Raw genomic sequence first — 26,806 nt, forward strand, 5'->3', positions numbered from 1 at the left:
AGCGGGATTGCTTCTAGTCACGTATCTAAACTTAAACACGTTTGATAATTTGCAAATTATCTTAAAGCCTAGGTAAATTATAGTAGATTAATTCACATGAATTTAAAGTGTTAAGATCTAAATTGATATTTTGTTGAGCAGATACATGGTTGCTCAAGTGTTGATTTTGTTGAGCACTAAAGCCCAAAAAAGAATTATAACCTTCAATTTGAATTTTATATTTCTGAATATTAAGGTTCAAATTTTGAGTTAAGCAATACTGCTTTAATGAGTATTCTCTCTTATTATCAGATAGCGTAAAATTTATCTTGTGAGTAACAGTATCAATAACATAAATAGAATGTTTGTGTGAGCCAATATTAATTTTTTGTTGATGAGTTGGATTAGCTTGTACCGTACCGTTAAATAGAAATTCTTTTATAACTGGCTTGCCAATGACTTCATTTATTTTGATCAGAGCGAAGTTTGAAAGCGTGATAAATTGCGGGAAAAATAACCTCCAAACAAAAAATAACACAAACCCTGTAAGAAGTATAAATATAAAATAATTCATGAATTTATTAATTTTTTTATAACGGAATTTTTTGCGATTCTCCTCAATTTCTCGGACATAAAACTGATTGATAATAACAAGAAAAATGGGAGTTAAAAAAGTAATAGCCAATCCATAAGCAATACTAGAAACTAATAGAGGATTAAAGAAAGGCAATTCATATTGATTTTCTAACTTCCATCCAAAATAGAAAATTATAAGACTGAGAATGATATAAAATACTGCATAGAAATATGTCTTTTTTTTCTTCATATTTATAAATTTTTTAACAAGATTTTTTTAAGAGAAAAAACCCCGCATTAAGCGGGGTTTCTTTTGGTCACGTATTTAAAACTTAAACACGTTCGATCACAGTTGCGATACCTTGACCAAGACCGATACACATCGTCGCAAGACCGATTTGTGTATCTTGTTGTTCCATCACGTTTAACAACGTCGTTGTGATACGAGCACCAGAACAGCCCAATGGATGACCAAGCGCAATCGCACCACCGTTTAAGTTCACGATGTCTTGTTTGTCATGTAAACCTAGACCTTTCAATACTGAAAGACCTTGAGCAGCAAATGCTTCGTTTAACTCAACAGTTTGAATGTCACCAATACTCAAGCCAGCACGTTTAAGCGCTTTTTGAGTTGCTGGAACTGGGCCATAACCCATGATCGCAGCATCACAACCTGCAACTGCCATAGAGCGAATTACAGCACGTGGCTTAAGACCGAGTGCTTGCGCACGCTCAGCAGACATCAATAACATTGCAGATGCACCGTCAGACAATGCTGATGATGTAGCAGCAGTCACTGTACCGCCTTTAGGGTCAAACACAGGACGTAACGCTTTAAATGCTTCAAGGTTCGCATCTGGACGAATCACTTCGTCTACATCACAAAGGATTTTGAAGCCATTTGCATCATGACCTTCAACACCAATGATTTCGTTTTTGAAACGACCTTCTTGAGTAGCAGCCCAAGCACGACGGTGAGATTCAACACCAAAAGCGTCTTGCTCTTCACGGCTAATGCCATTCATACGACCTAACATTTCTGCCGTTAAGCCCATCATGTTAGATGCTTTTGCATAATGTTTAGATGCTTGTGGGTTCAAGTCGATACCATGCATCATGCCAACGTGGCCCATGTGCTCAACACCACCGATGATGAAGATATCACCTTGGTTTGTCGCAATTTGAGCAGCTGCGGTATGAATTGCTTGCATTGAAGAACCGCAAAGACGGTTAACAGTTTGACCTGCAACAGTTTTTGGTAAGTCTGCCAATAACACGATGTTACGACCGATGTTCATGCCTTGCTCTAGAGTTTGGTTCACACAACCCCAGATCACATCTTCAACTTCGTTCACATCAAACTGGTTACGAGCAACCAATGCACGAACTAATTCAGCAGATAAGTTATCGGCACGTACATTGCGGAACATACCATTTTTGGTTTTACCCATTGCTGAACGTACGCCATCAACGATGACAACGTCACGTGGATTTAAAGTAGCCATTCACGTTGCTCCTTAACCGTAGAATTTTTTGTTGTTAGCAGCCATGTCACGCAACATTTGTGGCGCTTCATAAGCCTTACCTAAATGCGCATACTTGTCGCAAAGCGCAACATACTCAGCTACACCAGTTTGATCGATGTAACGGCATGGACCACCACGGAATGGAGGGAAGCCTACACCCATGATCATTGCCATATCTGCTTCGTTTGGTGTTGCAACGATGTTATCTTCTAAGCAACGAACAGTTTCGTTACAGAAAGCAATCATCATACGGTCAATGATCTCTTGAGGATCAAATTCACGTTTTTCACCAGTCACGACAGAAGCAATTACGTCATACGCTGTTGGATCAACAGTTTTTGCTTTCTTGCCTTTCTTGTCCAATTCATATTTGTAGAAACCAACATCGTTCTTTTGACCAAGACGTTGTGCTTCATACATTGTTTGGATTGAACCTTTGAAATCAGGCTTCATACGGTCAGGGAAACCTTCAGCCATCACTTCTGCACCGTGAACGCCAGTATCAATACCGACAACGTCCATTAAGTATGCAGGACCCATTGGCCAGCCAAACTTTTCCATCACTTTGTCGACTTGTTGGAAGTCAGCGCCGTCTTTAAGAAGAAGGTCAAACGCACCAAAGTAAGGGAACAATACGCGGTTTACAAGGAAGCCCGGGCAGTCGTTTACAACGATAGGAGTTTTACCCATTTTTTGAGCGAGTACGACAGTCGTTGCAATCGCTTCAGGTGAAGTTTTTTCACCGCGGATGACTTCAACCAAAGGCATCATATGCACTGGGTTAAAGAAGTGCATCCCTACAAAGTTCTCAGGACGTTCAAGGTTTTCAGCCAAACGCGTGATTGAGATCGTAGAAGTGTTTGATGCAATGATCGTGTTTTCACGTACTTTAGATTCAGTTTCTTTGAGTACGATGCCTTTCACTTTCGGGTTTTCAGTTACCGCTTCGATCACGATATCGACTTCTTTAAACTCATCATAGCTTAATGTCGGACGGATACGTGCAAGCGTTTCACCCATTTGAGCAGGCTTGATTTTCTTACGTTCAACTTGTTTAGTCAGAAGACCGTTTGCTTCTTTCATTCCTAAAGCAAGTTGTGGGTTACCAATATCTTTCATGATAATTGGTGTGCCTTTGCTTGCCGCTTGATAAGCAATACCACCACCCATGATACCTGCACCAAGTACTGCAGCTTGATTTACAGGGTGAGCGCCTTGTTCATATTTTTTCGAAGTTTTCTTCACAACTTGGTCGTTGATGAATAGACCAATCAACGCGCCTGCTTGTGGCGTTACCGCTGCTTTTGCAAAGTGTTCAGCTTCTTGGCGAAGTGCACCAGCACGATCTAAGCTTGAACCCGCTTGCATAGAATCAAGCAATAATTTTGGCGCAGGGTATTGTGCAGGATTAGCTTTCGCAAGTACCACACCTTTAGATGAGTTGAAAGCCATCATTTGTTCTAATGGATTCAACTTAATTGGATCTAATTTTTCTTGACGCTTCGCTTTCCAGTCTAAACGACCTTCGATTGCTTGTTTAACGATAGAGATCGCAGCATCTTGTAATTTATCAGCAGCGACCACAGCATCGACAGCACCATCTTTAAGTGCAGCAGGCGCTTTTTTCGGGTTCGCCATTGCCATCCATTCAACAGCGTTATCGATACCGATTACACGGCTTAGACGAACGGTACCACCGAAACCAGGAATGATCCCAAGTTTAATTTCTGGAAGACCAACTTGTGCTGATTCTGACATCACGCGATAGTCACACACCAAGCACATTTCGAAACCGCCGCCCAATGCCATACCATTGATTGCAGCAACTTTAGGAATATTTAAATCTTCGAATGAGTTGAAGATTTCATGAACAGGCATTGCCCAATCTACAATGACTTGTTCGCCTTGCGCAAAGTTTTCACCAAACTCAGTGATGTCTGCACCAACGATAAATGTAGATTTACCAGATGTAACGATAAGACCTTTAATCTCAGCGTTTGATTGAACAGCAGCAATTGCAGCTTTAAAGTCGTCAATTGTTGCGCGGTTGAATTTATTAACCGACTCACCTTGTAAGTCAAAGCGGAATTCTGCAATTCCGTCCGAAAGCATTTGGACGGTAATGGCATTGCCAGCGTGGATCATGCCCTGATCTCCTTTTTTTTGGAGGACTTCTAAGTTGATGTTGTGAAGCAAGTGCGTATTTCCTGCGCACATTAAAGCTTCGCTAATCTTACGATAACTATATCGAAAAAGAACATAACAAGTTGTATCAAGCCGTGACGCAATGGTCATCTATTTATTGCACCAGCATGCGTTATAAAACAGCAGATGCGCATGTAGAGTTTGTTCTTCTTACAATAAAGCGATTGTTTCAATTGGCATTTTATTTAAAAACACTTCAACTTATATCTGGGGTAGGTAGGTAATTTCAAGTTATTTTGCACTTTAAATTTCGTCATAAAAGTCAATAAACTGAAATATAAAGCCATCAAAAGTCTATTTGTAGAACACAATGTTTCGTTGTTTGCGGTAGTCGTTATACAATTTACGTGATTATCTATACATCTAAATTGGAACAATTCATTTTCAATTTAGGTGCAGCATCTCTTCATTTAACCCGCTAACCAAAGATAAACCGAGTCAATCAATGATCAAGTGGATTATTCTCGCGATATTCATCATATCGGCACTGTATATTCAACGTCGTGGAAAAGTACGACATTCGTTCTATCGTCAATTCTTTGATCATTCGACCATTTTGGCACCTATTAATTTTTTGATGTATATGTTCTCTAAGGTGCCAAACCAGCCTTATATCGAAACACAGCATTTTAAAGATTTAAAAGTGTTAGATGAAAATTGGGAAATGATTCGTGATGAAGCCAAAGCTTTATATGAGCAGGGTGGGATCAAAGCCTCTGAAAAATATGATGACCTAGGCTTTAATTCATTTTTTAAAACTGGTTGGAAGCGTTTTTATTTAAAATGGTATGACTCTGCGCATCCTTCAGCAGCAGAACTGTGCCCTAAAACGACAGCATTGCTTAAAACATTACCGACCATTAAAGCGGCGATGTTTACTGAGCTTGCTCCTGATAGTCGCTTGGTTCGTCATCGTGATCCTTATGCGGGATCTTTACGCTATCATTTAGGGTTGTTGACGCCAAATGATGATCGTTGCTTTATTGATGTAGATGGTCAGCGGTATTCATGGAGAGATGGTGAAAGCGTTGTGTTTGATGAAACCTACATTCATTATGCAGAAAACACGACGGATCAAAATCGTATTATTTTCTTTGCTGATGTAGAGCGCCCTTTAAAGACACGTTGGATGGAACGGTTTAATCATTGGTTTGGTAAAAATGTAATGACTGCGGCAAGTTCACCGAATGAAGCAGGGGATCAAACGGGTGGTCTGAACAAAGCATTTGGTTATATTTATCGCTTGCGTGTGAAAGCAAAAGCACTGAAAGCGAAGAACCGTCAGTTATATTACTTTTTAAAATGGTTCTTGATGTTAGGGATATTCTTCCTGATTTTTATTCGACCTTATGTGTTTTAAGAGCATTCAGATCAAAATGCGCCTCAGGGCGCATTTTTTAATTTTACTTAAAATGATGTAAATTAAAATTGAGAAGTGGTTCAATAAAAGCTATGCTTTTATCTGTAAAATATACAAAAGAAAATTCAAATGAATCTCAAAAAAACAATATTAGTACTAAGTGTTTTACCGTTTTTTTTAAGTGCCTGTGGCGGCGGTGGGTCGGGAGATTCGTATGAATCATCACCGAGTACACAATTTCGAAACGGTGATCAACTCTATTCAATTTACTATAATTCTAATGATCGATTCGGCTTAAATTATATTGAATTTCAAAATGGACAATTTACTTATACGGATAGTTTTAAACCGTTGAATAGTGTGATTGTGACGCGAAATCGTATCTATCAAACCTATGATCAAGCCCAAAATACGCTCAGTGTGAATAGTCCTAGTCATTGGACGATGAATATCATTGGTGACATCCAAACGGATATCGAAATGGAGCGTGTAAACCTATCGGGTAAAAATGTTTTTGATACAGTTTTACCAGGTTATCGCAACATTGATCGAAATGATTTGAGCCCTAATGTGAGATTGTTTATCGCCAAAGATGGTCTTAAAAATTTTTCTTCAGGTAGCTATTGTTATAGAAAGAAAGCAGAACAAAACCGAGTAGATTATTTACAACTCTATCCAAACACGAGTGAACCATTGGAAGAGAGTTTTAACCAATTTTATGAAGATAACTTGCTGTATCTTGATCTTTTAAATGACAAAAATCCAATTGTTAAATTTCAACTCGCTAAAGATCGTTGGATGGGTATGAATTTTAGCAGTATTTTTGACACCAGTATGAAGATTAGTTTAGATGATTCAACAGCCATTGAATTTGAAAGCAAACTATATCCTGCTGAATATCATCAAACTTTGAAGCGTACGACTGATGATGAATATAAACTCTATGAAAAATTGTTAATGAACGATGATGTTGCAGAAAATAGACAGCGTTATCAGTTGTTAATGGCAAATATTGAAAAAGGGTGTACGTATTATAATAAAACGGCAGCAGAATCCTTTGTCACGATTCCTGGTTTAAGATGATTTGTTTAAAAAAAGCCCATAATGGGCTTTTTTTATTAATTGATGATCGTGAGCTGACCGTCTTTGCAATCCAGCTTGAGATGAAGTTGATCTGGATGCTTTAGAAAGTAGATCGCAATAATGGGTTCTAGTTCAGTTCTTATTTTACGTGCTAAATGACGTGCCCCAAAGCGGATATCATGACCCTGATAGAAATATGCTTTGGCAAGGTCTGATAAATGAACTTGACGTTTTTGATGTTGCAAACGAATGTTGAGTTTTTCAAGTTCAATATCAACCAATTTAGGGAGTGCATCATCTTGAACAGGTTGATAATGAAGGACACGATCAATTCGATTCAGAAATTCGGGATCAAAACTGCGATGCAGTATTTTTTCAATAATGGCTTTCGTGGGTAGGCGTTTTAAACATAGATTTTGAAGTTTTTGCGGTAAAACATTTAATTTATCTAAATATTGTTGTGCTGCGCGTGCTCCAGCATTACTGGTCATAAAAATCATACAATTACGAAAATCAATCGTTTTTGTTCCAGCAGTAAGGGTTAGGCGACCTGTATCCAACACATTCATTAAGCCACGAATCACTTCGGGAGAGGCTTTTTCAAGTTCATCAAACAGCATAATGCCAGGACGGGTATGAGAGCCATTAATCGCAGTTTCATCGAATAAACTGTGACCTTCTTTCGAACCGACATATCCGGGCGGAGCGCCTGTTAAAGCGGCTGCATAATGTTCTTGAGCCAGTGTATTCATATCGATACGACAAAACGCATCAGGACGACCATAAATCGATTCAGCAATCAAACGAACAGTCTCTGTTTTACCAACACCTGTTGGTCCAAGCATCAAGGTGACGGACAAGGGGCGTTCAGGACTTGAAAAGTCAGCTTTGACCACGTGAAGCAATTTTTCGATTTCATCTAAGGCTGGATTTTGCCCAATGATACGATCACGCAATAACTGCATCACTTTGGCTGGTTCAAAATGAAAGCGAGACTTTCCAATGAGTCGATCTTTTTCTGAAGGACTATGGGATGAGAGTGCAGGTTGTATGGCGTGAAAAGCACGATCGGTCGCAGTCATGTTGGCGCATCCATGAATGAATCAGTTGAAAAGCATATCAAACTTGAATTTAACAACTCAGACTTTTTAACAATCAGCTGATTATAAAATCTGCGATCATTGCCCTGAACTGTTGGATCAACAAGGTTTTAAAATCATCTACCGAAATGCACTTGAAATAGAGCGCGTTACCATCACAATAAGCTCATGCTGTTGCATGAATGACTGACTCTACATTAAAGGCTGCTTGTGAACGAAAACGCACGTGAACACATTGAAAAAATCTTAGCCAATCTTACGACTTTGCCTGGTGTCTATCGCATGTTAGGTAAAGATGGAGAGTTGTTGTATGTGGGAAAAGCCAAGAATTTAAAAAATCGTGTTTCTAGCTATTTTGTTAAAACCATTGAGCACCCCAAAACACAGGCTTTAGTTGCCCGCATTCATGATATTGAAACCATGGTGGTCCGCTCAGAAACGGAAGCATTACTTCTTGAACAAAACTTAATTAAGCTTCATCGACCGCCGTATAACATCATGCTGCGAGATGATAAATCTTACGTCTATATTTTTGTGTCTAGTGATAAGCCTTATCCACGTATTGCAGCAGGTCGTGGTAAGGGGAAACATCAAGCAGGTAAATTTTTTGGACCTTATCCAAGTGCCTATAATGCACGTGATACATTGGTGGTCTTACAAAAATTATTCAATGTCCGCCAATGTGAAAATAGTTATTTTGCGCAACGTAAAAGACCGTGTTTGCAGTATCAAATTAAACGTTGCTCAGCTCCATGTGTGGGCATGATATCACCTGAAGACTATAAAGATGATGTCGATAACTCTATTCGTTTTTTACAAGGGGACACACGTGAGCTTAATCAAGAATTAATTGCCAAGATGGAAGCGGCAGCAGAAGCTCTCGAATTTGAAAAAGCCGTTTTTTATCGTGATCGGATGGCATTATTGCGTGATGTCCAAACTCAACAAGCGATTTATAAAGTCAAAGGTGAAGCAGATATATTGGCGATCGCATACCAAGCGGGGGTAACGTGCGTTCAGATTATGCATGTGCGTAATGGCAAGATGTTGGGAGGAAAAAGTTATTTCCCAGATATGTTGGGCGATGATTTGGGACAAATGCTGGCAGATTTTATCGCGAACTTTTATTTCCAAGTTGCCGATGAGATTCCAACAGAATTAATCGTCAACGTGGAGCTGCCAGACAAAAAAGACATAGAAGAGGCACTACAACAAAATTTTGGCAAAAAAATTCTGATTAAATCAAAAGTTCGAGAAACCCGTGCAGAATGGCTCGAGCTTGCGACCATGAATGTACAGCATGCCATTAAAGGACAACTTGCTAACCATTATGAATTGAATGAACGTTTTCATCAGTTAGAAGAGGTGGTCGGACGTCCAATTGATCGTATCGAATGTTTTGATATATCCCATACGATGGGCGAAGCAACGATCGCTTCTTGTGTTGTCTTTGATAGTGGAGGGGCTCGCAAGCGCGATTACCGTCAGTTTGCTATCGAAGATATCACTGGCGGTGATGATTATGCTGCCATGCGTCAGGCTTTGACACGACGGTATAAGAAGGCGATGCTGCCAGATTTGCTTCTCATCGATGGTGGTAAAGGGCAATTACATATGGCAATGCAGGTCATGCAAGATCTTGGATTGGATGCATTCATGGTGGGGGTTTCAAAAGGGGAAGGACGTAAGCCTGGTTTGGAAACCTTACATTTCACTGATGGCACAAAGATTCAACTGCCTGAAGACCATAAAGCGCTACATTTAATTCAACAGGTTCGTGATGAGGCGCATCGATTTGCCATTACTAAACATCGTGCCAAGCGCGATAAACGTCGTGGGCAGTCAGTTTTAGAAGCCATTCCAGGGCTAGGACCAAAACGCCGCCGTGATTTATTAACACATTTTGGTGGGATTCAAGGGGTATTAAAAGCCTCTGAAAAGGATCTGAATTTAGTCCCAGGTTTTGGTGCAAATCTCGCTCGGACTGTGTACAAAATCTTGCATGAGTAATCATGCATATCAATTTGCCAAAATGATCATTGACCTGCGAGTCATTGATCATTTACCTCAATCTGAAAATTCAGCATGCTAGCGCGATAAGAAATTTAAAATAAAAGGGTTGCGCATGTCATTTGGACAGGTATTTCAAGAAATTGATCAACAAGAATGGGTGGAGATCCCTGAGGGTTGGTTGCAAGGTCGTACCATTTTTGGTGGTTTAACCACGGCGATGATGCTACACAAAGCAACACAAATGATTCATGACCCTCAAAAAAGATTATTGAGCACCAGTGTGGTATTTGTGGGTCCTGTTCAGGAAAAGCCAGTCAAAGTGACAGTGGAAATTTTAAGGCAAGGTAAATCAGTGACTAATATTGAGGCTCGAATTTGGCAGGATGATGCTGTACAGGGAATTCTGCTGGCAAGTTTTGGTTCAGACCGTGAATCAGTTGTGAATATGGATCAAACTCGCTCAGCACCACAGTATGATTCGCCTGAAAGTTTAGTTAAGTTGCCTTATCATCCTCTTATGCCGCAATGCTATCAGAACTATGATCTGATTTGGGCTGAAGGGAAATACCCTTGTACGGCTGCTGAAAAGCCAGATTTTGGCGGGTGGTTTCGATACGCAGAATCTAAATTTGAAGCAGGTCCGCTGAGCATGTCTGAATTTATAGCAATGTTAGATATTTGGCCTGCAGGAATTTTTCCTATATTAAAAAAACCAGCACCGGGCAGTTCAATTTCTTGGTATGTGACGCTGTTAGAACCAATTCAAGCTGACCGACGAGATTGGTTTAAATATAAAGTATTTACAGATCATTCTGCGCATGGTTATTCTACTGAATATGCTCATATTTGGGACCATAATGACCGTCTCGTTGCAATTTGTAGACAGACTGTCGCGATTTTTGCCTAGTCGACAGCGGGTAGTGAATCGTTTAAAGTAAGCGGATTAAAGAATCAAAGCTCAAGTTTTTATTGCAAATTTTAGCTGTAATTGGGGCAAACTGGCGGTGTCTATGTCTACAGGTCGCATCCTGAATATACCAAATATCTTGACGCTAGCACGTATTGCGTTAATACCTGTTTTTTTAATTATTGCCTATTGGCCTCCTGCGATTGGTGTGGGTGGGCATGAAGGGGGTATGACGCGTCATATCATTCTGACTGCAATTTTTGTTATTGCTGCTGTCACAGATTGGTTTGATGGTTACTTAGCAAGAACATTGAATCAGACTTCTGCATTCGGACGTTTTTTAGATCCTGTTGCGGATAAATTAATGGTCGCAGCAGCATTGATTGTTTTGGTGCAATGGCAACCTACAATTTCGATGGCTTTTGCTGCGATTGTGATTATTTCACGCGAGATTACCGTTTCTGCTTTACGTGAGTGGATGGCTGAGCTCGGTGCACGTACCAATGTAGCTGTATCAACGGTTGGAAAATATAAAACAGCTTTCCAGATGATCGCTATTTCAGTGTTCTTACTCAATTGGAAACCACTTGAATTAGTTGCATATGGTTTGTTGTATACCGCTGTAATTTTAACACTGTGGTCCATGTTTATTTATTTAAGAGCGGCATGGCCATATCTAAAACAACCCTAATATATTTAAAGCGCCAAAAGGCGCTTTTTTATTTCGTTGAGAACGTGATTTAAAAAATGAGAAGTAAATTTGCTATTGTTTTGAGTATCTTGTCGAGTTCAAGCATTTATGCGGATGATTTATCAATGGCACAAGAGTATTTGCATAATGATGGAATCGCGTATTGTCTATCTCATTCCGAGATTTATGCAAATGAAGCAAATATTGCGAGAGGTGGATATTTTCAACTCGGTGAGCATAGCCATGAGGCGGCAAAACAAGTGCAAAATTATATTGATCAAGCGTTCAAAGAAGCGTTAGGCAGCTATCAATATTCAAAAGAGAAAGCATACCTTATGCGTTGTTTGGAAATCTCTTATTCAACGCAGTATCGAAATTATATTAAAACTGTTTATGCGTTAGATGTTATCGAAAAATCAAAAATAACATTAATTGGTTATAGCTTTTCTGCTGAGGGTTAAAGTAATTCATATTGGGAGATTCAACCGCTTTAAAGTTGAATCATCTTAGAGATTAAAAATAACAATGAAAAAATACACTTTCAAAAAGTCATTGATGACTTAAACCTTTTGGAAATACTCAAGCGGTATCAAGTTACAGTGGTCGGTACGCCACCTTTAGGAATTGCAACAGCACAAAGTGATATCGATCTCATTTGTAGTTATCCGATTGAGCAAGAGAATCATTTGATTGAAACACTAAAATTATTTCAAACATATAAGGCATGGTGCATTGAGCGAAGTTATTTTGAACGTGATACTTGGATTTGCCGATTTGAATATTGTGCTTGGTCAATTGAGATATTTTGTTCTACAACACCAATTGATCAGCAGGCGGGATTCCAGCACTTCTATGTTGAACGTAGAATATTAGATTTGGCAAATGACCAATTTAAACAGGAAATCATTCGCCTTAAGCGAAAAGGTATAAAAACTGAACCTGCATTTGCACAGATGTTAGCGCTCGATGGTGATCCTTACACGAAGTTAAGTCAGCTATATGAAGCAGATGACTGTGTGTTGATTCAACTGCTTCAATGCCAAGGTTACCTAGATTAAACTTTAACTATGGGTTTCCTCATCTCCATCGTCTTCAAAAGTTTTTGCAATTTTTTCGATATTCAAACTTTTAGCCATCGCATCAAAAATTTGTTTATACACACCGTCTTGATGGTAAAGGGCATCATGTTCTCCATGTTCGGCAATTTCGCCTTCTTTCATGACATAGGTATAATCCGCATCGATAATTTGCGACAGGCTGTGCGAGATAATAATGACAGTACGTCCTTGTTTAATCTCATCAAGGCTTTGTTTAATTTGTTCCGAAGCGATGGCATCCAAACTCGCAGTCGGTTCATCTAAAAAGATAATCGGCGGATTTTTCAAGAACATACGAGCAATCGCAATACGCTGTTGTTGTCCTCCAGAGAGTTGCAATGCATCGGAATGATAGCCATCTGGAAGTTGTAAAATTTGCTCATGAATGGAGGCTTTTTTAGCAGCAATGATCACGTCTTCTTCAGTGGCTTCTGTTTTACCATAGCGAATATTTTCAAGAATAGTCCCTTGGAAAATATGATTTTTTTGTAGGACTAATCCAATATGATCTCTCAAATATTGAGTATCAATTTGATTGAGATCGATGCCATCGAGTTCGATACATCCCTGATTAGGTTCATAAAATTTATCTAAAAGACTGATTAAGGTTGATTTTCCCGCACCTGATAAGCCAACTAATGCAGTAATTTTATTGGGTCGAATCTCCATATTGATATTCTTTAGTGCGTGGTGACCGTTTGGATAAAAGAATTCAACATTTTTCAGCGTAAATTTTCCTTGAATTTGCGGTTTGAGTTGACCTGTAGGTTCAATTTGATCATCTGCTTCTAAAATTTTAAAGAAGCTTTCTGAATAGATCATGGCATCATTCACTTCATCATATATACGATGTAAGGAGCGAATTGGTGCGGATACATTATTGAACAGCAGTACATGAAACATGATCATACCGATGCTCATCTGACCATCAAGCACAAAATACGCAGTTAGGATGATGATTAAAACAATACCTATTTGTTCAATAAAGGTTTTTAACCCATCAAATAAAAAGCTGACTTGACGGGTTTGCATTTGATTATCTGTGAGTTCTTTTTGTAGTTTGAGTTGTTTGGTTGATTCTATTGACTCACGGTTGAAAGATTTGATAACCGTAATTGAATTAATAATTCCGAGGATACCTTGGCTTTTCTTTTCTCGACCATCACGTAAATTTCGACGCCAGCCTCCGAGTTTTTGTGCTTGTTTATAAGTTAACCAGAAGTAGATTGGAACGATAGTGGTCGCCACCAAGCCAACATAAAAGTTGGCGTAGTACATTAATCCTAAAGCCACGATCGCACTGGTAAATAACGGCAAAATGTCAATAAAGAATATTTGAACTAGACGAGTCAGAGAGCCAATACCACGATCGATTCGTGTTTGTAATTTGCCCGCCTGATTATTCTCTTCGTTGAAAAAAGCTAATCTATAGGTCAGAAATTTTTCAATGATGCCTTGTGCTAAATCTTGTGAAATAAAAATTCTAAGTTTTTCACCATAAAACTTTTGTCCGAATTGCACAAAAGCATTAATCACTTCTTTACCCAATAATATCGCTGTAATGGTAATCAGGATATTCCAACCTTCGGCTAAGCCAAAGCCATTCTCAACCAGCGCATTAATTTCATCAACCGCATACTGCAAAGTGAGTGCATTCACTTGAGCTGTGAATGAGCCGATGAGCGTAAGAAAGAGAGTGGCAATCACTAAAAAGCGATAAGGTCGAACGAAAGGTTTAAGTTTTAGAAAAAGTTGCCATAAATTCATAAGCGATTGTTTTTATTGTCTAGATTTATGCCAGTCTAAGCTTGATTGTCCAGTGTCACAAGCGTTCACAATGTTTCAATTTGTCAGTTGAAATATTCAGCTAATATACGGTTATATTTTCATGGCAAATTGGTTATGAACTTTGAGCTGTTTGCACCCGAACCCAATTCAAATCTCCTACCTTGTGATGGGATTGTAGAAGATTACGGCCTTATACTTACTCATGCTGAATCACAGGATTATTTCGATTATTTTTTAGAAGCTTTAGCTTGGGAACAGGATGAAGTGATTTTATACGGCCAATATTTTAAGACGGGTCGTAAAGTCGTATGGTATGGTGACCAAAACTATCAATATCACTATTCAGGGATGGATAAACAAGCACAGATGTGGGATTTGAAATTATTAGCACTCAAGCAAAAAATTGAACTTATAACAGGAGTTCAATTTAATTCTTGTTTGGCTAATTTGTATGAAGATGGAACTCAAGGTGTAGGATGGCATAGTGATGATGAGGCTGCATTAAGAGATCCTGAACATGGCGAGACCGTCATTGCTTCACTGAGTCTCGGCGCAACCCGAAAATTTAGATTTAAACATCGTGATAAAACTCATACTGCGGAAATATATCTACAATCAGGACAGTTAATTGTAATGAAAGGTCAAACACAGCGTTTTTGGAAACACACTTTAGCGAAATCAACCAAAGTATTAGAGCCTAGAATCAATTTAACCTTTCGCTATTTTTATCCTAGATGAAATGGTAAGTATTCTATTAAGGTTGAATACCTTGAGGATTACGATACCAACTTTCAATAAATAAAGCAGCTGCCAAGCTGTCTGCGGACAACTTTTTTCCACGCCCTTGCGCCTGATAATGATCGAGTTCATCACGCGCTTCGCGAGTTGTTAATCGCTCATCCACCATCCATGTTTCTATATTGGTTTGGTGTCTTAAACGACGAGCAAATTTACGTGCTCGTGTTGATAGTTCCGATTCGCTATCATCCATATTCAGTGGTAGCCCGACTAAAAACAGATTTGGAGAATGCTGTTTTACAATTTTGAGTAGATCATCCCAATTGGGAATGCCATCTTTCATCGGTAAAAGTGAAAGTGGCGTAGCACTTTCAATAATGGACGATCCTACAGCCATTCCTGTTTTTTGTGTGCCAAAGTCAAAGGCCATAATGAGTTGAGCGGTAGTTGAATCAGGCATGTCCAATCTCAGATGAAAGCCATGTACGATCGACCCCCATTTTTCTATAGGCAGCGTCCCAGCGATCGTCATAGGGTAAGTTAAAAATCAAATCCATATCGGAGTCACAAATGAGCCAGTCACCTCGAGCGATTTCTTGCTCCAACTGGTTTTTACTCCAACTAGCATACCCTAAAGCAATTTGATAGCGACCAACACCTTCATTGTGTGCGATTGCATCAAGAATATCCTTTGAGGTTGTTAAACAGAGGTTTTCACCTACAGCGATGGACGCATGCCAAGTAGGTTGACCTGTATGAAGTACAAAACCTGCTTCTGGTCGTAAAGGACCACCTTGTAAGACATCATGTGGGTGAACATGATCTGCCACGATATCAAGATCTGTTAAGAGTTCTTTAACCTGAATCCCAGCTGGACGATTGATCATAATTCCCTGCGCACCTTCATGATCATGACGCGCGATATAGACCACACTATTTGCGAAGAAATCATCTGCTAAATCAGGTGGGGCAATCAGGCAACGGTGCGTTAGAAATTGTTTACTCACCTAATGGCTTCTCCTATGTTTGAGTATCACTTTACTTCAACATACTAGACTTATGGGTTTTCAACAATCCTTTTAAAATAATCAAGATGTGCTGGCCTGAAACTTTAATTGTCTTAATTGTTTTGCATGTTGAAGGGTGGTCTCGCTAATTTCGACACCACCAGTCATACGAGCAAGCTCTAATATCCGTTGATCTTCATCAAGCTCAACGATAGTGCTGCTAGCAGGGTCTGTTTGCAGTTTTTTCACTAACAAATGTTGGTCCGATTGCGCTGCAACTTGGGCTTGATGTGTAATACATAGAATTTGAACATGTTGACCTAATCCAGCCAATAAGCGACCGACAATCTCAGCTGTTCCACCACTGATACCTACATCAATTTCGTCAAAAACGAGTACTTCAGCTTCGGTTTTCTCTGCATTCATGACTTGCATGACCAATGCAATACGTGACAATTCACCACCAGACGCAACCTTCGCAAGCGGTTGAGGTGGGATCCCTTTGTTTGCTGTGAACAATAATTGAATAAAACTAAACCCTTCAGATGAAGGTTGCTCCAGAGGATCAAAACGGAATTCAAAATGAGCTTCTGGTAAAGCCAGTTGCTTGACTTGTTCTGTTAAGAGTTTGGCTAAGGGTTCTGCTGCTTTACGACGGATATCATCTAGATATTGAGCTTTCTCTATAAACTGTTGATGTGAAATTTCAACTTGTTCAGCCAAAGTCTCTGGATCTTCAAGCTGATGTAGTTGTTCTAGCTCTGCCTGCCAATGTTCGTATTCTGATTTTAAATCTTCGGGTTGTACTCGATATTTGCGCGCTAAACGATGAAATATTTCCAGTTGCGTGTTTAACTCTTCCATTCGTTCAGGATCAAAACTTTGACGGTCAATGAATTGTTTTAAATTCGCACTGGCATCATCGATTTCACTTTGTGCATTTAATAATGAGTTATAAATTTCAGAGAGTAAATCACTACGACCTGCATGAGATTCAAGCTTGCGAATAATACTTGAAATTTCCTGAGTGATATTTTGATCAGACTCATCTAAAACGTTGATTGCATAACTACAATCTTGCATGATGTGTTCATGATGACTTAAGCGATCGAACTCTTGTTCAATTTCTTTATAGTCAAGTCGAACCACTTCTTCTAATTCTTCTAATTGAAGATTAAGTGTCTCAATGCGTTGAAGGCGAGTGGTCTGTGCATCAAGCGCAGCTTGATGCTGTCGGATATTTTTTTGCCATGCGTTATAACTGTCTTTGACAGCAAGCGTATGTTGAGCAAAGTTGCTGTAACGATCTAACCAATGTTTTGGATAGGGCGGTTCTAACAATTGTTGCTGACTATGCTGGCTGTAAAGTTGGACTAAGAGTCTGCCTATTTCCTTTAATTCTGACAGACTACTTGGACGTCCATTGATCCAAGCTTTACTACGACCTGTAGCAAAGATTACCCGTCTTAGATGAATTTCACCCGATTCATCTGCCAGCTCATGAGTGCTTAACCATTCAGCTTCAGGACTTTGATCTTGATAACTAAATACTGCTGTAACATCAGCCTTATCTGAACCATAACGAACATAATTCGTATCAGTACGCTCGCCTAAACACGCTGATAATGCATCTAGTAATAAAGATTTACCTGCACCAGTTTCACCCGTAAGCACATTGAAACCTTGATCAATATCAATGGCTAAGTTATCGGCTAAAGCAAAGTTGATCAGATTAAGGTGTGTCAGCATAAACGCATCCGAGCTGCGAAAGTGTGGATTCTAAGATAGAGAAATTTTGTTTTAGTCTCAAGTCACGACATTTGAATATGAGAACTTTTAATTTGCATTTTAACTGAAATTAGGTTGATTACTAGTGACTGAATATATTCTTTTACCTGTGTACAAAAGATATATAGAAGAAATCAAAAAAATCTTTAAATTTCATCAATAGGGAATAAAAGTTGCTTATAAAAACCATTGCAAAACACTGATTGATTAGTTGCTCGAGCGCAATTAAACTACGGCAATTAAAATTTATAAAATGCGCATTATTTGGAGAATACGCATGTCATCACAATTTGATCATGTATCTGTTGTAAAAAAATCAAATGTTTATTTTGGCGGGACGTGTATTAGCCACACTGTTCAATTTGAAGACGGTACGAAAAAAACACTTGGGGTTATTCTACCGACGGAACAACCGCTTACTTTTGAAACACATGTACCAGAGCGTATGGAAATTATTTCTGGTGAATGTCGTGTCACAATTGCAGACAATGAAGAACATGAGCTTTTCCGTGCAGGGCAGTCTTTTTACGTGCCTGGTGAGAGCCGTTTCAAAATCGAAACAGATGACGTATTAGACTACGTTTGTCATTTCGAAGGCTAATTACCCAAAAAAAAATTTGACCAACATTCAATGGTCAAATCGGTTAAACTATTCGCTATATAAAATCCTGTAAAGTTGGCTTTGCGGGATTTTTCTTTTCTATATTATTGTATTGTCTTAGTGAGTTGAGGTCGTTCATGGCTAAACCCGAATATTATTATGGCGTTCATTCTGTGGAGTCATTGTTGGAGTTAGAACCTGAACGCGTTTTGACTTTATTTGCACTAAAAGGTCGTGATGATCAACGTTTAAAACGTATTTTTGAGTTGGCTGAGCCTTTCGGAATTAGTATTCAAAAAGCGAGCCGAGACAGCCTTGAAAAACTGGCTGGACAACCTTTTCATCAAGGTGTCGTTGCTGCAGTTCGTCCTCATCCAACGCTGAATGAAAATGATCTTGAGCAATTAATCAAAAGTACAGACAATGTTTTTTTACTGGCGCTTGACCAGGTGACGGACCCGCATAATTTGGGTGCGTGTATTCGAACTGCGGCAGCCATGGGCGTACACGCGGTTGTTGTTCCTCGTGATCGTTCTGCGAGCTTAACACCAACGGCTCGTAAGGTTGCTGCTGGTGGTGCAGAGAAAGTTAAATTTATCCAAGTGACGAATTTGGCTCGTACTTTAGCCAAAATCAAAGATGATTTTAATGTACGAGTGATTGGCACGATGTTAGATGAGCATGCTCTACCTATTCACGAATGTGATTTGACTGGTCCTGTTGCAGTGATTATGGGTGCTGAAGATACTGGTTTAAGACCGATTACACAGGCGCAATGTGATCATAAAGTTTATATTCCAATGAGTGGAAATTTACAAAGTTTGAATGTGAGTGTGGCGACAGGCATGGCACTTTACGAAGCGTGTAGACAACGTCAAGCCTAATTTAAGATGGCACTTTCAGATCGAGCCCAAGGCTATTTTTTTCTCATTACTACCATGTGCATCTGGGGGGGATTTACCCTCACTGCACGATTAAATGCGCTATGGCAGATTAATGCATGGGACATTGTGGCACTGCGTTTTTCACTGGCTTTTTTTATCTTAATGCCGATTCTACTTTATCGTAGAGAAGCCTCTTTTTTACTTAAAAAAGAACCATTTATCTTGGCAATGATTGGTGGTGTGATCTATTGTTTGTTGGCTTATAGCGCATTTCACTATGCACCGACTGCGCATGCTGCAATTTTTCTCAATGGTTGTATTCCTATTTGTACTGCCATCGTGGCTTTTATATTGATGAAGCAGGCTTTTGATCGTCATACATGGGCAAGTTTGATCATTATGATCACCGTGCTCGGTATTATGAGTCTCCTGATGTATCGTGAATCTGGCATTCCTTTTGGTGCTGGTGATGGATTATTCTTCTTGAGCGCCATTTTTTGGGCAATATTTACCGTATTACTGCGTAAATTCCAACTGAGTGCATGGCAGGCGATGTGTGGGGTTGCCATCTGGTCAGCCGTGATTTATGTACCCATTTACGTGTTATTTTTACCCAAAGATCTTAGTACTCCTGAGCCTCAGCATTTAATGTTTCAAACAATATTTCATGGCATATTTGTGGTCATTATTGCAACTTTAACTTATGTGGAAGCGATTAAAAGACTCGGGGCTTTTAAAGCAGGGAGCATTACCAATTTAGCACCTTTTTTAGCTGCAATTTTGGCAGTGCCTTTGTTAAATGAACCTTTAAGTATTGCGATGTTATTTGGGTTGTTGGGTATGGCGATAGGCGCATTACAACCATGGCGATGGCTGGGTCGCCAAGATGCACTAAGCCAAAAACTTGAGCAACAAAAAAAGCAGTCTTCTTAGACTGCTTTTTTTCAATTTAAGCTTGTTGTGCAAGACCAAGATAATATTGGTGTTTTACTGCGAGTTGTTGATAGAGATGATCAAGTTCACCATCATTTATAACAACATCGTCTGCACGTTTTAATTTTTCTTCACGAGACATTTGCGCACTCATTATCTTTTTAATTTGCTCAATGTCTTGATGATCACGTTGCGAAGCACGCAAGATTTGTAATTCTGTTGATGCATCGATCAGTAAAGTACGTTGAGTCAGTTGGTGTTGATTGGTTTCAAACAAGAGTGGGGAAACTAAAATGGCATAAGGACTGGTCGCCCGTTGTAGTTGTTCAATAATCGATAGGCGAATTGCAGGATGCGTAATATTTTCTAATATCTTTCTAGCTTCAGGATGTTTAAAAATATGGTCTCTTAACGCTCTGCGGTCGAGTGCGCCATCTTCCAATAGCACCCAATCCCCAAAATGATCTTTAATTTTTTGTAGTGCAGGTTTTCCAATTTCAACCACTTCACGTGCTACGATATCTGCATCAACAACAGTAATACTTTGTGTTTCAAACCACTGACTTGCAGCAGTTTTTCCACTTCCAATACCACCTGTTAAGCCCAAAATAAAGCGCATGTAAAAAACCTTGTAATTATCATAATGGGGCTTATTTTAGCTTAACCGCCTAAATAAACCTTCATAATTTCGTTACCCCATAAGAATGCAATCCATCCAGCAATCGCAATATAAGGTCCAAAAGCAAAGGGCTGATTTTCTTTTTTGACTTTCATCAAAATGATGCCGATGATTGCACCGACTAAGGATGAAAGTAGGACAATGAGCGGTAATAAAAATGGACCCATCCATGCACCAAGCGCGGCCAGTAATTTGAAGTCGCCATATCCCATTCCTTCTTTGCCTGTCACGATTTTAAATAGATAGTACACCACCCATAAACAGAGGAAACCAATCAAATAACCCCAAATGGCGGAGGTAGGTGATGTGTAGAGTGCATAGCTATTTACCGCTAAACCAAGTGCAGCCAAGGGGAGAGTATATCGATCGGGTAAAAGTTGTGTATCGAAGTCGATGAATGTGAGTGCGATCAGTGTCCACGTTAAAATTAAGCCAAAAAGCATTTGTAGGCTTGGACCAAATACCGCGACGACCACTAATGAGCAAACAGCAGTCAAAACTTCTACCAGTGGATAACGAATGCCAATCGGATTTTCACATTCACCACATTTTCCACGTAAAAATAACCAACTTATCACGGGGATATTTTGATACCAACGAATAGGTGTTTTACATTTTGGGCAGGTCGATGCAGGTTTACTTAGCGTGAGTTTATCTTCATCAATTATGGCTTGGTCGGGATGTAAAAACATCTGACAGTCTTGACGCCATTCTTGCTCCATCATTTTAGGTGTGCGGTAAATGACAACATTTAAAAAACTTCCGACACATAAGCTGATGATTCCCACAGTTAAATAGAGTGCTGTAGGCGATTGAATTAAATACGCAATTATTTCGTTCATTACACCACAGAACCCATTTGGAAGATTGGAAGATACATTGCGATGACTAAGCCGCCGACCAAGACACCTAGAATGGCCATAATCAAAGGCTCCATCATGGAGGTTAAGCCATCGACAGCATTGTCGACTTCACTTTCATAATGGGTTGCAACCTTATCTAGCATAGCATCGAGTGAACCCGATTCTTCACCAATCGCTACCATTTGCACAGCCATAGATGGGAATAAATTGGTCGAGCGCATAGCGAAATGAAGTTGTTGACCAGTCGCAACGTCGTCACGAATACGCATAACTGCTTGCTCATATACCACGTTATTCGTTGCACCAGCTGTTGATTGGAGTGCATCGATTAAAGGGACGCCGGCAGCAAATGTGGTTGAAAGTGTACGGCTATAACGTGCGATAATTGCTTTATAAACCAAATCACCAAAAATAGGCAGCCTTAAAGCCGTGCGATCTAATGCATCCGCAAATTTTTGACTACGTTTTTTGGCTTCAATAAAGCCGATAATGGTCAGCGCGATACCGATAATTAAAATAAACCAATATTTTTGCACCCACTCAGACATTGCCACTACGAGTTGCGTGAACGCAGGTAAGTCTGCGCCAAATGAGCTAAACATCTCAGAGAAGACAGGAACCACTTTGACCATCAAAATAATGGTCACAATAATTGCAACCACAATGACAGTAATTGGATACTTCATCGCTTTTTTAATTTTTTGTTTGAGAACTTCACTTTTTTCTTTATAAATCGCAACTCGATCGAGCATGGTTTCAAGCGCACCTGATTGCTCACCTGATTCTACCAATGAGCAGAATAACTGATCAAAATGCTGAGGATATTTGCGTAGTGCACCTGCAAAAGTATTACCACCTTCGACCTCAGTTTTAATACCCAAAACCACTTCACGCATTGCAGGATTATCTAAGCCTTCTGCAACAATTTCAAAGCTTTGAACAAGTGGTACACCTGCTTTCATCATGGTGGCAAGCTGACGCGTAAAGATGGTGATGTCCAAAGTAGACACTTTCTTCTTCATTAAGCCTTCAAGAATATTCTTGCGCTTCTCGCGGATACTACGCACCGTAATGCCTTGTTTGCGGAGCATGACTTTTGCAAGTTGAATATTACGCGCAGGCATTTCACCTTTAACTTTGGTACCCTTGCGATCCACGCCGTCATATACAAACGTTGGCATCATCTGTGCTTTTTTCACCGCCATAATGATTTCCTTATTTTTAATTATTCACTGGTCACACGATTCACTTCTTGTAAAGAAGTGAGTCCGTTCATGACCTTAATTAAGCCCGAACGTCGAAGATTCTTAAACCCCAGTCTTTCAGATGCAGCTGCAATCTCTAATGCATTGCCATCATCCATAATAATCTTCGAAATTTCAGGTGTCACTTTCATGACTTCATAAATACCGACACGTCCTTTATAACCATCACGGCACTCAGGACAACCGACAGGTTGATAAATTTTAAAATCTGGATCTGCTAAATCCTGTTCTGTGAATCCCATTTCTAACAAACTTGGTTTAGGAATATCAGCAGGTACTTTGCAGTGCACACACAGTCGTCTAGCAAGTCGTTGAGCAATGACGAGATTCACCGAAGTTGCAATATTAAAAGAGGGAACCCCCATATTGCGCAAACGGGTTAAGGTTTCAGGAGCACTATTGGTATGAAGTGTAGACATCACCATGTGGCCTGTTTGTGCTGCCTTAATTGCAATTTCAGCTGTTTCGAGATCTCGAATCTCCCCGACCATAATAATATCAGGATCTTGACGCAGGAATGATTTCAATGCGACTGAGAAGCTTAAGCCCACTTTATAGTTGACGTTGACCTGATTAATGCCTTCTAAGTTAATTTCTACGGGATCTTCTGCTGTAGAGATGTTGGCATTTTCAGTATTTAAAATATTCAATCCTGTATAAAGCGATACTGTTTTACCAGAACCTGTTGGACCCGTAATCAGTAACATGCCTTGAGGCTTCTCAAGTGCCTCAAGGAATAAAGCTTTCTGATCTTCTTCATAACCTAATGCATCAATACCGAGCATTGCACTAGACGGATCCAAAATACGTAATACGATTTTTTCGCCAAATAAGGTTGGTAATGAGTTAACACGAAAATCAATCGCTTTAGTACGAGATAATTTAAGCTTAATACGGCCATCTTGCGGAATACGCTTTTCTGAAATATCCATTTGAGACATAACTTTCAAGCGTGAAGCTAATCGATTCGCGAGTTGCAATGGTGGATTTGCAATAGTTCTTAAAACACCATCAACGCGGTATCGAACTCGGTACGTTTTTTCATAAGGTTCGAAGTGTAAATCTGATGCACCCATGCGAATGGCGTCAACCAAAAGCTTGTTGATGTACTTAACAATCGGGGAATCATCACCTGAAGGACCATCATCGTTATTATTTTGCGGTGTATCGTTCTCGACCACGTTAACGTCAAGATCTTCATCACCGAAATTGAAATTCTCATTTTCAGAAAAATGCTTTTCGATCAGTTTTTCAAGTTTATTATGTTCTACAGTAATAGGAACGACGTTTAATTTACTATTAAATCGAATTGCTTCCAATGCTTCGATATCTGTAGGATCACTCGTCGCTACAAATAAAGATATACCTCGTTGATATAAAGGTAAGATTACATGTTTTGTAACAAGATTTTCTGCAACGATATCTTTGGGTAGTAACTCAACATTATATGCATCTAAATCGAACAATGGCTCCCCAAACTCTTGAGCAACCATTTCAGCAATCGTACTTGCTCGTATTTTGAGATGTTCAACGAGGTAAGGTACTAATTTTTGATGAGATTTTTTTGAATTAATAATAGCATTTTGCATTTGCTGGGAGGTCAAAATGCCTTCATCAACCAAACGACGACTTAACCCAGAAAATTTTGGCCCACTTTGATCTAAAGTCATCCCCAATACGCCTTAAATTCATTTTATAATTCGAATATTAAAATTATACGGTTATAAGTAGAAAATTCTATACTTAAAATCATTAATATTATCCGAAAACTATGAAAAAATTGAATTTTTTCACTTATTCTGTTGGATATTGTGTCTTATGTTGTCTTTTTTTAAAGAATTCTAGGTGCTGAATCTGTATCCATTGAATTTTTACGTTAATTTTTTAAAATCCGTGTAGAATGTGCGCATTTTTGATAGAAGGTTAGATCTATGTCGGGTTCGACAATTACTCCGTGGGTTGTAGGCAATTGGAAAATGAACCCAATGCAGGCTAACACGCAACAACTTTTAGCTGATTTGAAACAACAGCTTGAGCAAGCTTCAATCGCTCATGATGTTTGTAAAATTGGTGTTGCGCCAACTTTATTGGCTTTACTCCAAGTAAAAAATGAACTTGCAAAAGATGCTCATGAAGTGTTTGTGGTTGCTCAAGATGTATCGCGTATTGCGGGTACTGGTGCATTTACAGGTGAAGTCAGCGCAGATCTTTTAAAGGATAGCCAGGTCGATTATGTATTAATTGGACATTCTGAGCGTCGTGAAATATTTAATGACACGCCTGCGATTCTTAATGAAAAAATAAAAAATGCTTTAGCTGCTAACTTACATATCATCTATTGTGTGGGTGAAAGCCTTGAACAGCGTGAAAGTGGGCAAGCTGAGCAAGTGGTGTTACAACAAATTTGTGACATTGCAGGTGTTGTGAATCCAGAGCAATGGGTGCATATTACCGTCGCTTACGAGCCAATTTGGGCAATTGGAACTGGTAAAACAGCTTCCCCGGATGATGCACAAGCAATGCATGCTAAAATTCGTGAAGGATTGAGTCAAATTACACCTGAAGGTCAAAACATAGCAATTCTTTATGGTGGTAGTGTAAAACCTGAGAATGCTGTTGAATTGGCAGCATGCCCTGATATCAATGGTGCCCTCGTAGGCGGTGCATCACTCAATGCAGAATCATTTGTTCAAATTGCGCAAGCATTTGCCCAATCAAAATAATTAGGAGTTCATCATGCAATCTTTTGTACTGGTGCTACACATCATTTTAGCGTTATTGATGATTATTTTAATTCTAGTACAGCATGGTAAAGGTGCAGATGCAGGTGCGTCTTTTGGCGGTGGCGGTGCAGCGACTGTATTCGGCGCTTCTGGTTCTGGTAACTTCTTAACTCGTTTAACCGGGATACTTACTGCTTTATTCTTTATCACAAGTATTAGCTTGGCTTACTTTGCGAAGCAGCAAACGACAGATGCTTATGGTTTGAAAACGATTAACACAACTGAGCAAGTTGATCAAAAATCGCCTGAAACTTCATCAACTACACCAAAACCAGCTGAATAATTGAATATTTCGCTTTCAATTTTTCATTGAAACCACTAGAATGCGTCACAGCTGCGGTGGTGGTGGAATTGGTAGACACGCTACCTTGAGGTGGTAGTGCTTTCGGGCGTGGGGGTTCAAGTCCCCCCTTCCGCACCAACTTATAATCCAGAAGTTTAAGTTGGTGTTTGCAGCAAAATCTGTTGATGCGGGATGGAGCAGTCTGGTAGCTCGTCGGGCTCATAACCCGAAGGTCGTTGGTTCAAATCCAGCTCCCGCTACCAATCAATCCTATAATTAAGATGCAAACTTAAAATAGGCAACTTAAACAAAGTTTGAGTTGAGATATACTTTTTGCACGTTGATGCGGGATGGAGCAGTCTGGTAGCTCGTCGGGCTCATAACCCGAAGGTCGTTGGTTCAAATCCAGCTCCCGCTACCACTTTTGATTAAGGTGCAACTTAATCAAGTCTAATTAGAAAGTTTTTCTGATTGAAAAATGATTCAAATTTAGATATAATTTTGCACGTTGATGCGGGATGGAGCAGTCTGGTAGCTCGTCGGGCTCATAACCCGAAGGTCGTTGGTTCAAATCCAGCTCCCGCTACCAAGTTTCTAAAGAGGCTCACAACTAGGTGGGCCTTTTTGCACAGTGGGCATTGCTTTTCTGTGCAATAA

At 39.6% G+C, this 26,806-nt stretch carries 25 protein-coding genes and 4 tRNA genes; 17 read left to right on the top strand and 12 right to left on the bottom strand.

Annotated elements, in window-relative coordinates; translation table 11 throughout:
* Positions 1 to 61: 61 nt before the first annotated feature.
* From AC1M85_RS01480 to fadB, 3 genes are all read right to left on the bottom strand, one after another.
* Positions 62 to 805 (bottom strand): hypothetical protein, encoded by a 744-nt coding sequence (locus AC1M85_RS01480; RefSeq protein WP_488213411.1) that lies wholly within the window; start codon positions 803 to 805, stop codon positions 62 to 64.
* Positions 806 to 887: 82 nt separating this feature from the next.
* Positions 888 to 2,060, bottom strand: a complete 1,173-nt coding sequence (gene fadA / locus AC1M85_RS01485) for an acetyl-CoA C-acyltransferase FadA (protein WP_035265978.1) — start codon at positions 2,058 to 2,060, stop codon at positions 888 to 890.
* 12 nt (positions 2,061 to 2,072) lie between these two features.
* Complete coding sequence (gene fadB / locus AC1M85_RS01490) at positions 2,073 to 4,226, bottom strand: fatty acid oxidation complex subunit alpha FadB (RefSeq protein ID WP_481588585.1); 2,154 nt, start codon at positions 4,224 to 4,226, stop codon at positions 2,073 to 2,075.
* 505 nt (positions 4,227 to 4,731) lie between these two features.
* Here fadB and lpxO point away from each other — a divergent pair.
* Positions 4,732 to 5,646, top strand: a complete 915-nt coding sequence (gene lpxO, locus AC1M85_RS01495) for a lipid A hydroxylase LpxO (protein WP_488213412.1) — start codon at positions 4,732 to 4,734, stop codon at positions 5,644 to 5,646.
* A gap of 129 nt (positions 5,647 to 5,775) precedes the next feature.
* Positions 5,776 to 6,729 (top strand): hypothetical protein, encoded by a 954-nt coding sequence (locus AC1M85_RS01500; protein ID WP_035265985.1) that lies wholly within the window; start codon positions 5,776 to 5,778, stop codon positions 6,727 to 6,729.
* A 35-nt stretch (positions 6,730 to 6,764) separates the two neighbouring features.
* Here the strand turns inward: AC1M85_RS01500 and AC1M85_RS01505 are convergent, their stop codons facing one another.
* Entirely contained in the window at positions 6,765 to 7,811 is a 1,047-nt protein-coding gene (locus tag AC1M85_RS01505) for an AAA family ATPase (protein WP_488213413.1), read from the bottom strand.
* A 228-nt stretch (positions 7,812 to 8,039) separates the two neighbouring features.
* On the opposite strand from AC1M85_RS01505, the gene uvrC reads away from it, so the two are divergent.
* The 5 genes from uvrC (at position 8,040) to AC1M85_RS01530 (ending at position 12,498) form a co-directional block, all read left to right on the top strand.
* Positions 8,040 to 9,839, top strand: coding sequence for an excinuclease ABC subunit UvrC (gene uvrC, locus AC1M85_RS01510; protein ID WP_180028652.1), 1,800 nt, complete (start codon positions 8,040 to 8,042; stop codon positions 9,837 to 9,839).
* Positions 9,840 to 9,954: 115 nt separating this feature from the next.
* Complete coding sequence (locus AC1M85_RS01515) at positions 9,955 to 10,749, top strand: thioesterase family protein (RefSeq protein WP_488213414.1); 795 nt, start codon at positions 9,955 to 9,957, stop codon at positions 10,747 to 10,749.
* 103 nt (positions 10,750 to 10,852) lie between these two features.
* Complete coding sequence (gene pgsA / locus AC1M85_RS01520) at positions 10,853 to 11,440, top strand: CDP-diacylglycerol--glycerol-3-phosphate 3-phosphatidyltransferase (protein WP_035265993.1); 588 nt, start codon at positions 10,853 to 10,855, stop codon at positions 11,438 to 11,440.
* 56 nt (positions 11,441 to 11,496) lie between these two features.
* Complete coding sequence (locus AC1M85_RS01525) at positions 11,497 to 11,901, top strand: T6SS amidase immunity protein Tai4 family protein (RefSeq protein WP_488213415.1); 405 nt, start codon at positions 11,497 to 11,499, stop codon at positions 11,899 to 11,901.
* A gap of 108 nt (positions 11,902 to 12,009) precedes the next feature.
* A complete protein-coding gene (locus tag AC1M85_RS01530; protein WP_488213416.1) occupies positions 12,010 to 12,498 on the top strand; it encodes a DUF4269 domain-containing protein in 489 nt (162 codons plus the stop codon).
* Positions 12,499 to 12,501: 3 nt separating this feature from the next.
* Here AC1M85_RS01530 and AC1M85_RS01535 read toward each other — a convergent pair whose 3' ends face one another.
* On the bottom strand, positions 12,502 to 14,304 hold the full coding sequence (locus AC1M85_RS01535; RefSeq protein WP_481610035.1) for an ABC transporter ATP-binding protein: 1,803 nt from the start codon (positions 14,302 to 14,304) through the stop codon (positions 12,502 to 12,504).
* 135 nt (positions 14,305 to 14,439) lie between these two features.
* On the opposite strand from AC1M85_RS01535, the gene AC1M85_RS01540 reads away from it, so the two are divergent.
* Positions 14,440 to 15,063 (top strand): alpha-ketoglutarate-dependent dioxygenase AlkB family protein, encoded by a 624-nt coding sequence (locus AC1M85_RS01540; protein WP_488213417.1) that lies wholly within the window; start codon positions 14,440 to 14,442, stop codon positions 15,061 to 15,063.
* Positions 15,064 to 15,079: 16 nt separating this feature from the next.
* Here the strand turns inward: AC1M85_RS01540 and ruvX are convergent, their stop codons facing one another.
* The 3 genes from ruvX to recN form a co-directional block, all read right to left on the bottom strand.
* Positions 15,080 to 15,523 carry a Holliday junction resolvase RuvX gene (gene ruvX, locus AC1M85_RS01545; RefSeq protein ID WP_035266001.1) on the bottom strand — a complete coding sequence of 148 codons (444 nt, stop codon included), beginning with the start codon at positions 15,521 to 15,523 and terminating at the stop codon, positions 15,080 to 15,082.
* The gene (locus tag AC1M85_RS01550; protein ID WP_035266003.1) at positions 15,516 to 16,070 is read right to left on the bottom strand and encodes a YqgE/AlgH family protein; all 555 of its coding nucleotides are present in this window, start codon (positions 16,068 to 16,070) and stop codon (positions 15,516 to 15,518) included. Before AC1M85_RS01550 ends, ruvX begins: the two co-directional genes overlap by 8 nt.
* A gap of 81 nt (positions 16,071 to 16,151) precedes the next feature.
* Positions 16,152 to 17,819: a DNA repair protein RecN gene (gene recN, locus AC1M85_RS01555; RefSeq protein WP_488213418.1), complete on the bottom strand. Its 1,668-nt coding sequence runs from the start codon at positions 17,817 to 17,819 to the stop codon at positions 16,152 to 16,154.
* A 316-nt stretch (positions 17,820 to 18,135) separates the two neighbouring features.
* Between recN and ppnP the strand changes: the two genes are divergently transcribed.
* From ppnP to AC1M85_RS01570, 3 genes are all read left to right on the top strand, one after another.
* Positions 18,136 to 18,459, top strand: a complete 324-nt coding sequence (ppnP, locus tag AC1M85_RS01560) for a pyrimidine/purine nucleoside phosphorylase (protein ID WP_092766653.1) — start codon at positions 18,136 to 18,138, stop codon at positions 18,457 to 18,459.
* Between the two features lie 137 nt (positions 18,460 to 18,596).
* On the top strand, positions 18,597 to 19,343 hold the full coding sequence (gene rlmB, locus AC1M85_RS01565; RefSeq protein ID WP_179998797.1) for a 23S rRNA (guanosine(2251)-2'-O)-methyltransferase RlmB: 747 nt from the start codon (positions 18,597 to 18,599) through the stop codon (positions 19,341 to 19,343).
* Between the two features lie 6 nt (positions 19,344 to 19,349).
* The gene (locus tag AC1M85_RS01570; protein WP_488213419.1) at positions 19,350 to 20,276 is read left to right on the top strand and encodes a DMT family transporter; all 927 of its coding nucleotides are present in this window, start codon (positions 19,350 to 19,352) and stop codon (positions 20,274 to 20,276) included.
* 16 nt (positions 20,277 to 20,292) lie between these two features.
* Here AC1M85_RS01570 and coaE read toward each other — a convergent pair whose 3' ends face one another.
* Genes coaE through pilB form a run of 4 tightly spaced genes read right to left on the bottom strand, consistent with a single transcriptional unit; the run spans position 20,293 to position 24,753 of the window.
* Positions 20,293 to 20,895 (bottom strand): dephospho-CoA kinase, encoded by a 603-nt coding sequence (coaE, locus tag AC1M85_RS01575; RefSeq protein ID WP_488213420.1) that lies wholly within the window; start codon positions 20,893 to 20,895, stop codon positions 20,293 to 20,295.
* 41 nt (positions 20,896 to 20,936) lie between these two features.
* Complete coding sequence (locus AC1M85_RS01580; protein WP_035266012.1) at positions 20,937 to 21,797, bottom strand: prepilin peptidase; 861 nt, start codon at positions 21,795 to 21,797, stop codon at positions 20,937 to 20,939.
* Positions 21,797 to 23,023 (bottom strand): type II secretion system F family protein, encoded by a 1,227-nt coding sequence (locus tag AC1M85_RS01585; protein WP_092766657.1) that lies wholly within the window; start codon positions 23,021 to 23,023, stop codon positions 21,797 to 21,799. Before AC1M85_RS01585 ends, AC1M85_RS01580 begins: the two co-directional genes overlap by 1 nt.
* A 20-nt stretch (positions 23,024 to 23,043) precedes the next feature.
* A complete protein-coding gene (pilB, locus tag AC1M85_RS01590; protein ID WP_488213421.1) occupies positions 23,044 to 24,753 on the bottom strand; it encodes a type IV-A pilus assembly ATPase PilB in 1,710 nt (569 codons plus the stop codon).
* 261 nt (positions 24,754 to 25,014) lie between these two features.
* Here pilB and tpiA point away from each other — a divergent pair, with 261 nt between their 5' ends.
* The 6 genes from tpiA (at position 25,015) to AC1M85_RS01620 (ending at position 26,738) form a co-directional block, all read left to right on the top strand.
* Complete coding sequence (gene tpiA / locus AC1M85_RS01595) at positions 25,015 to 25,806, top strand: triose-phosphate isomerase (RefSeq protein WP_488213422.1); 792 nt, start codon at positions 25,015 to 25,017, stop codon at positions 25,804 to 25,806.
* Between the two features lie 13 nt (positions 25,807 to 25,819).
* Entirely contained in the window at positions 25,820 to 26,149 is a 330-nt protein-coding gene (secG, locus tag AC1M85_RS01600) for a preprotein translocase subunit SecG (RefSeq protein WP_488213423.1), read from the top strand.
* Between the two features lie 53 nt (positions 26,150 to 26,202).
* A tRNA-Leu gene (locus AC1M85_RS01605) sits at positions 26,203 to 26,287 on the top strand.
* Positions 26,288 to 26,335: 48 nt separating this feature from the next.
* Positions 26,336 to 26,412, top strand: a tRNA-Met gene (locus AC1M85_RS01610).
* Between the two features lie 81 nt (positions 26,413 to 26,493).
* Positions 26,494 to 26,570 (top strand) — tRNA-Met (locus AC1M85_RS01615).
* A gap of 91 nt (positions 26,571 to 26,661) precedes the next feature.
* Positions 26,662 to 26,738: transfer RNA gene (locus tag AC1M85_RS01620), tRNA-Met, on the top strand.
* Positions 26,739 to 26,806: the final 68 nt, after the last annotated feature.

It is taken from the genome of Acinetobacter sp. 24-47-64, assembly GCF_057737055.1.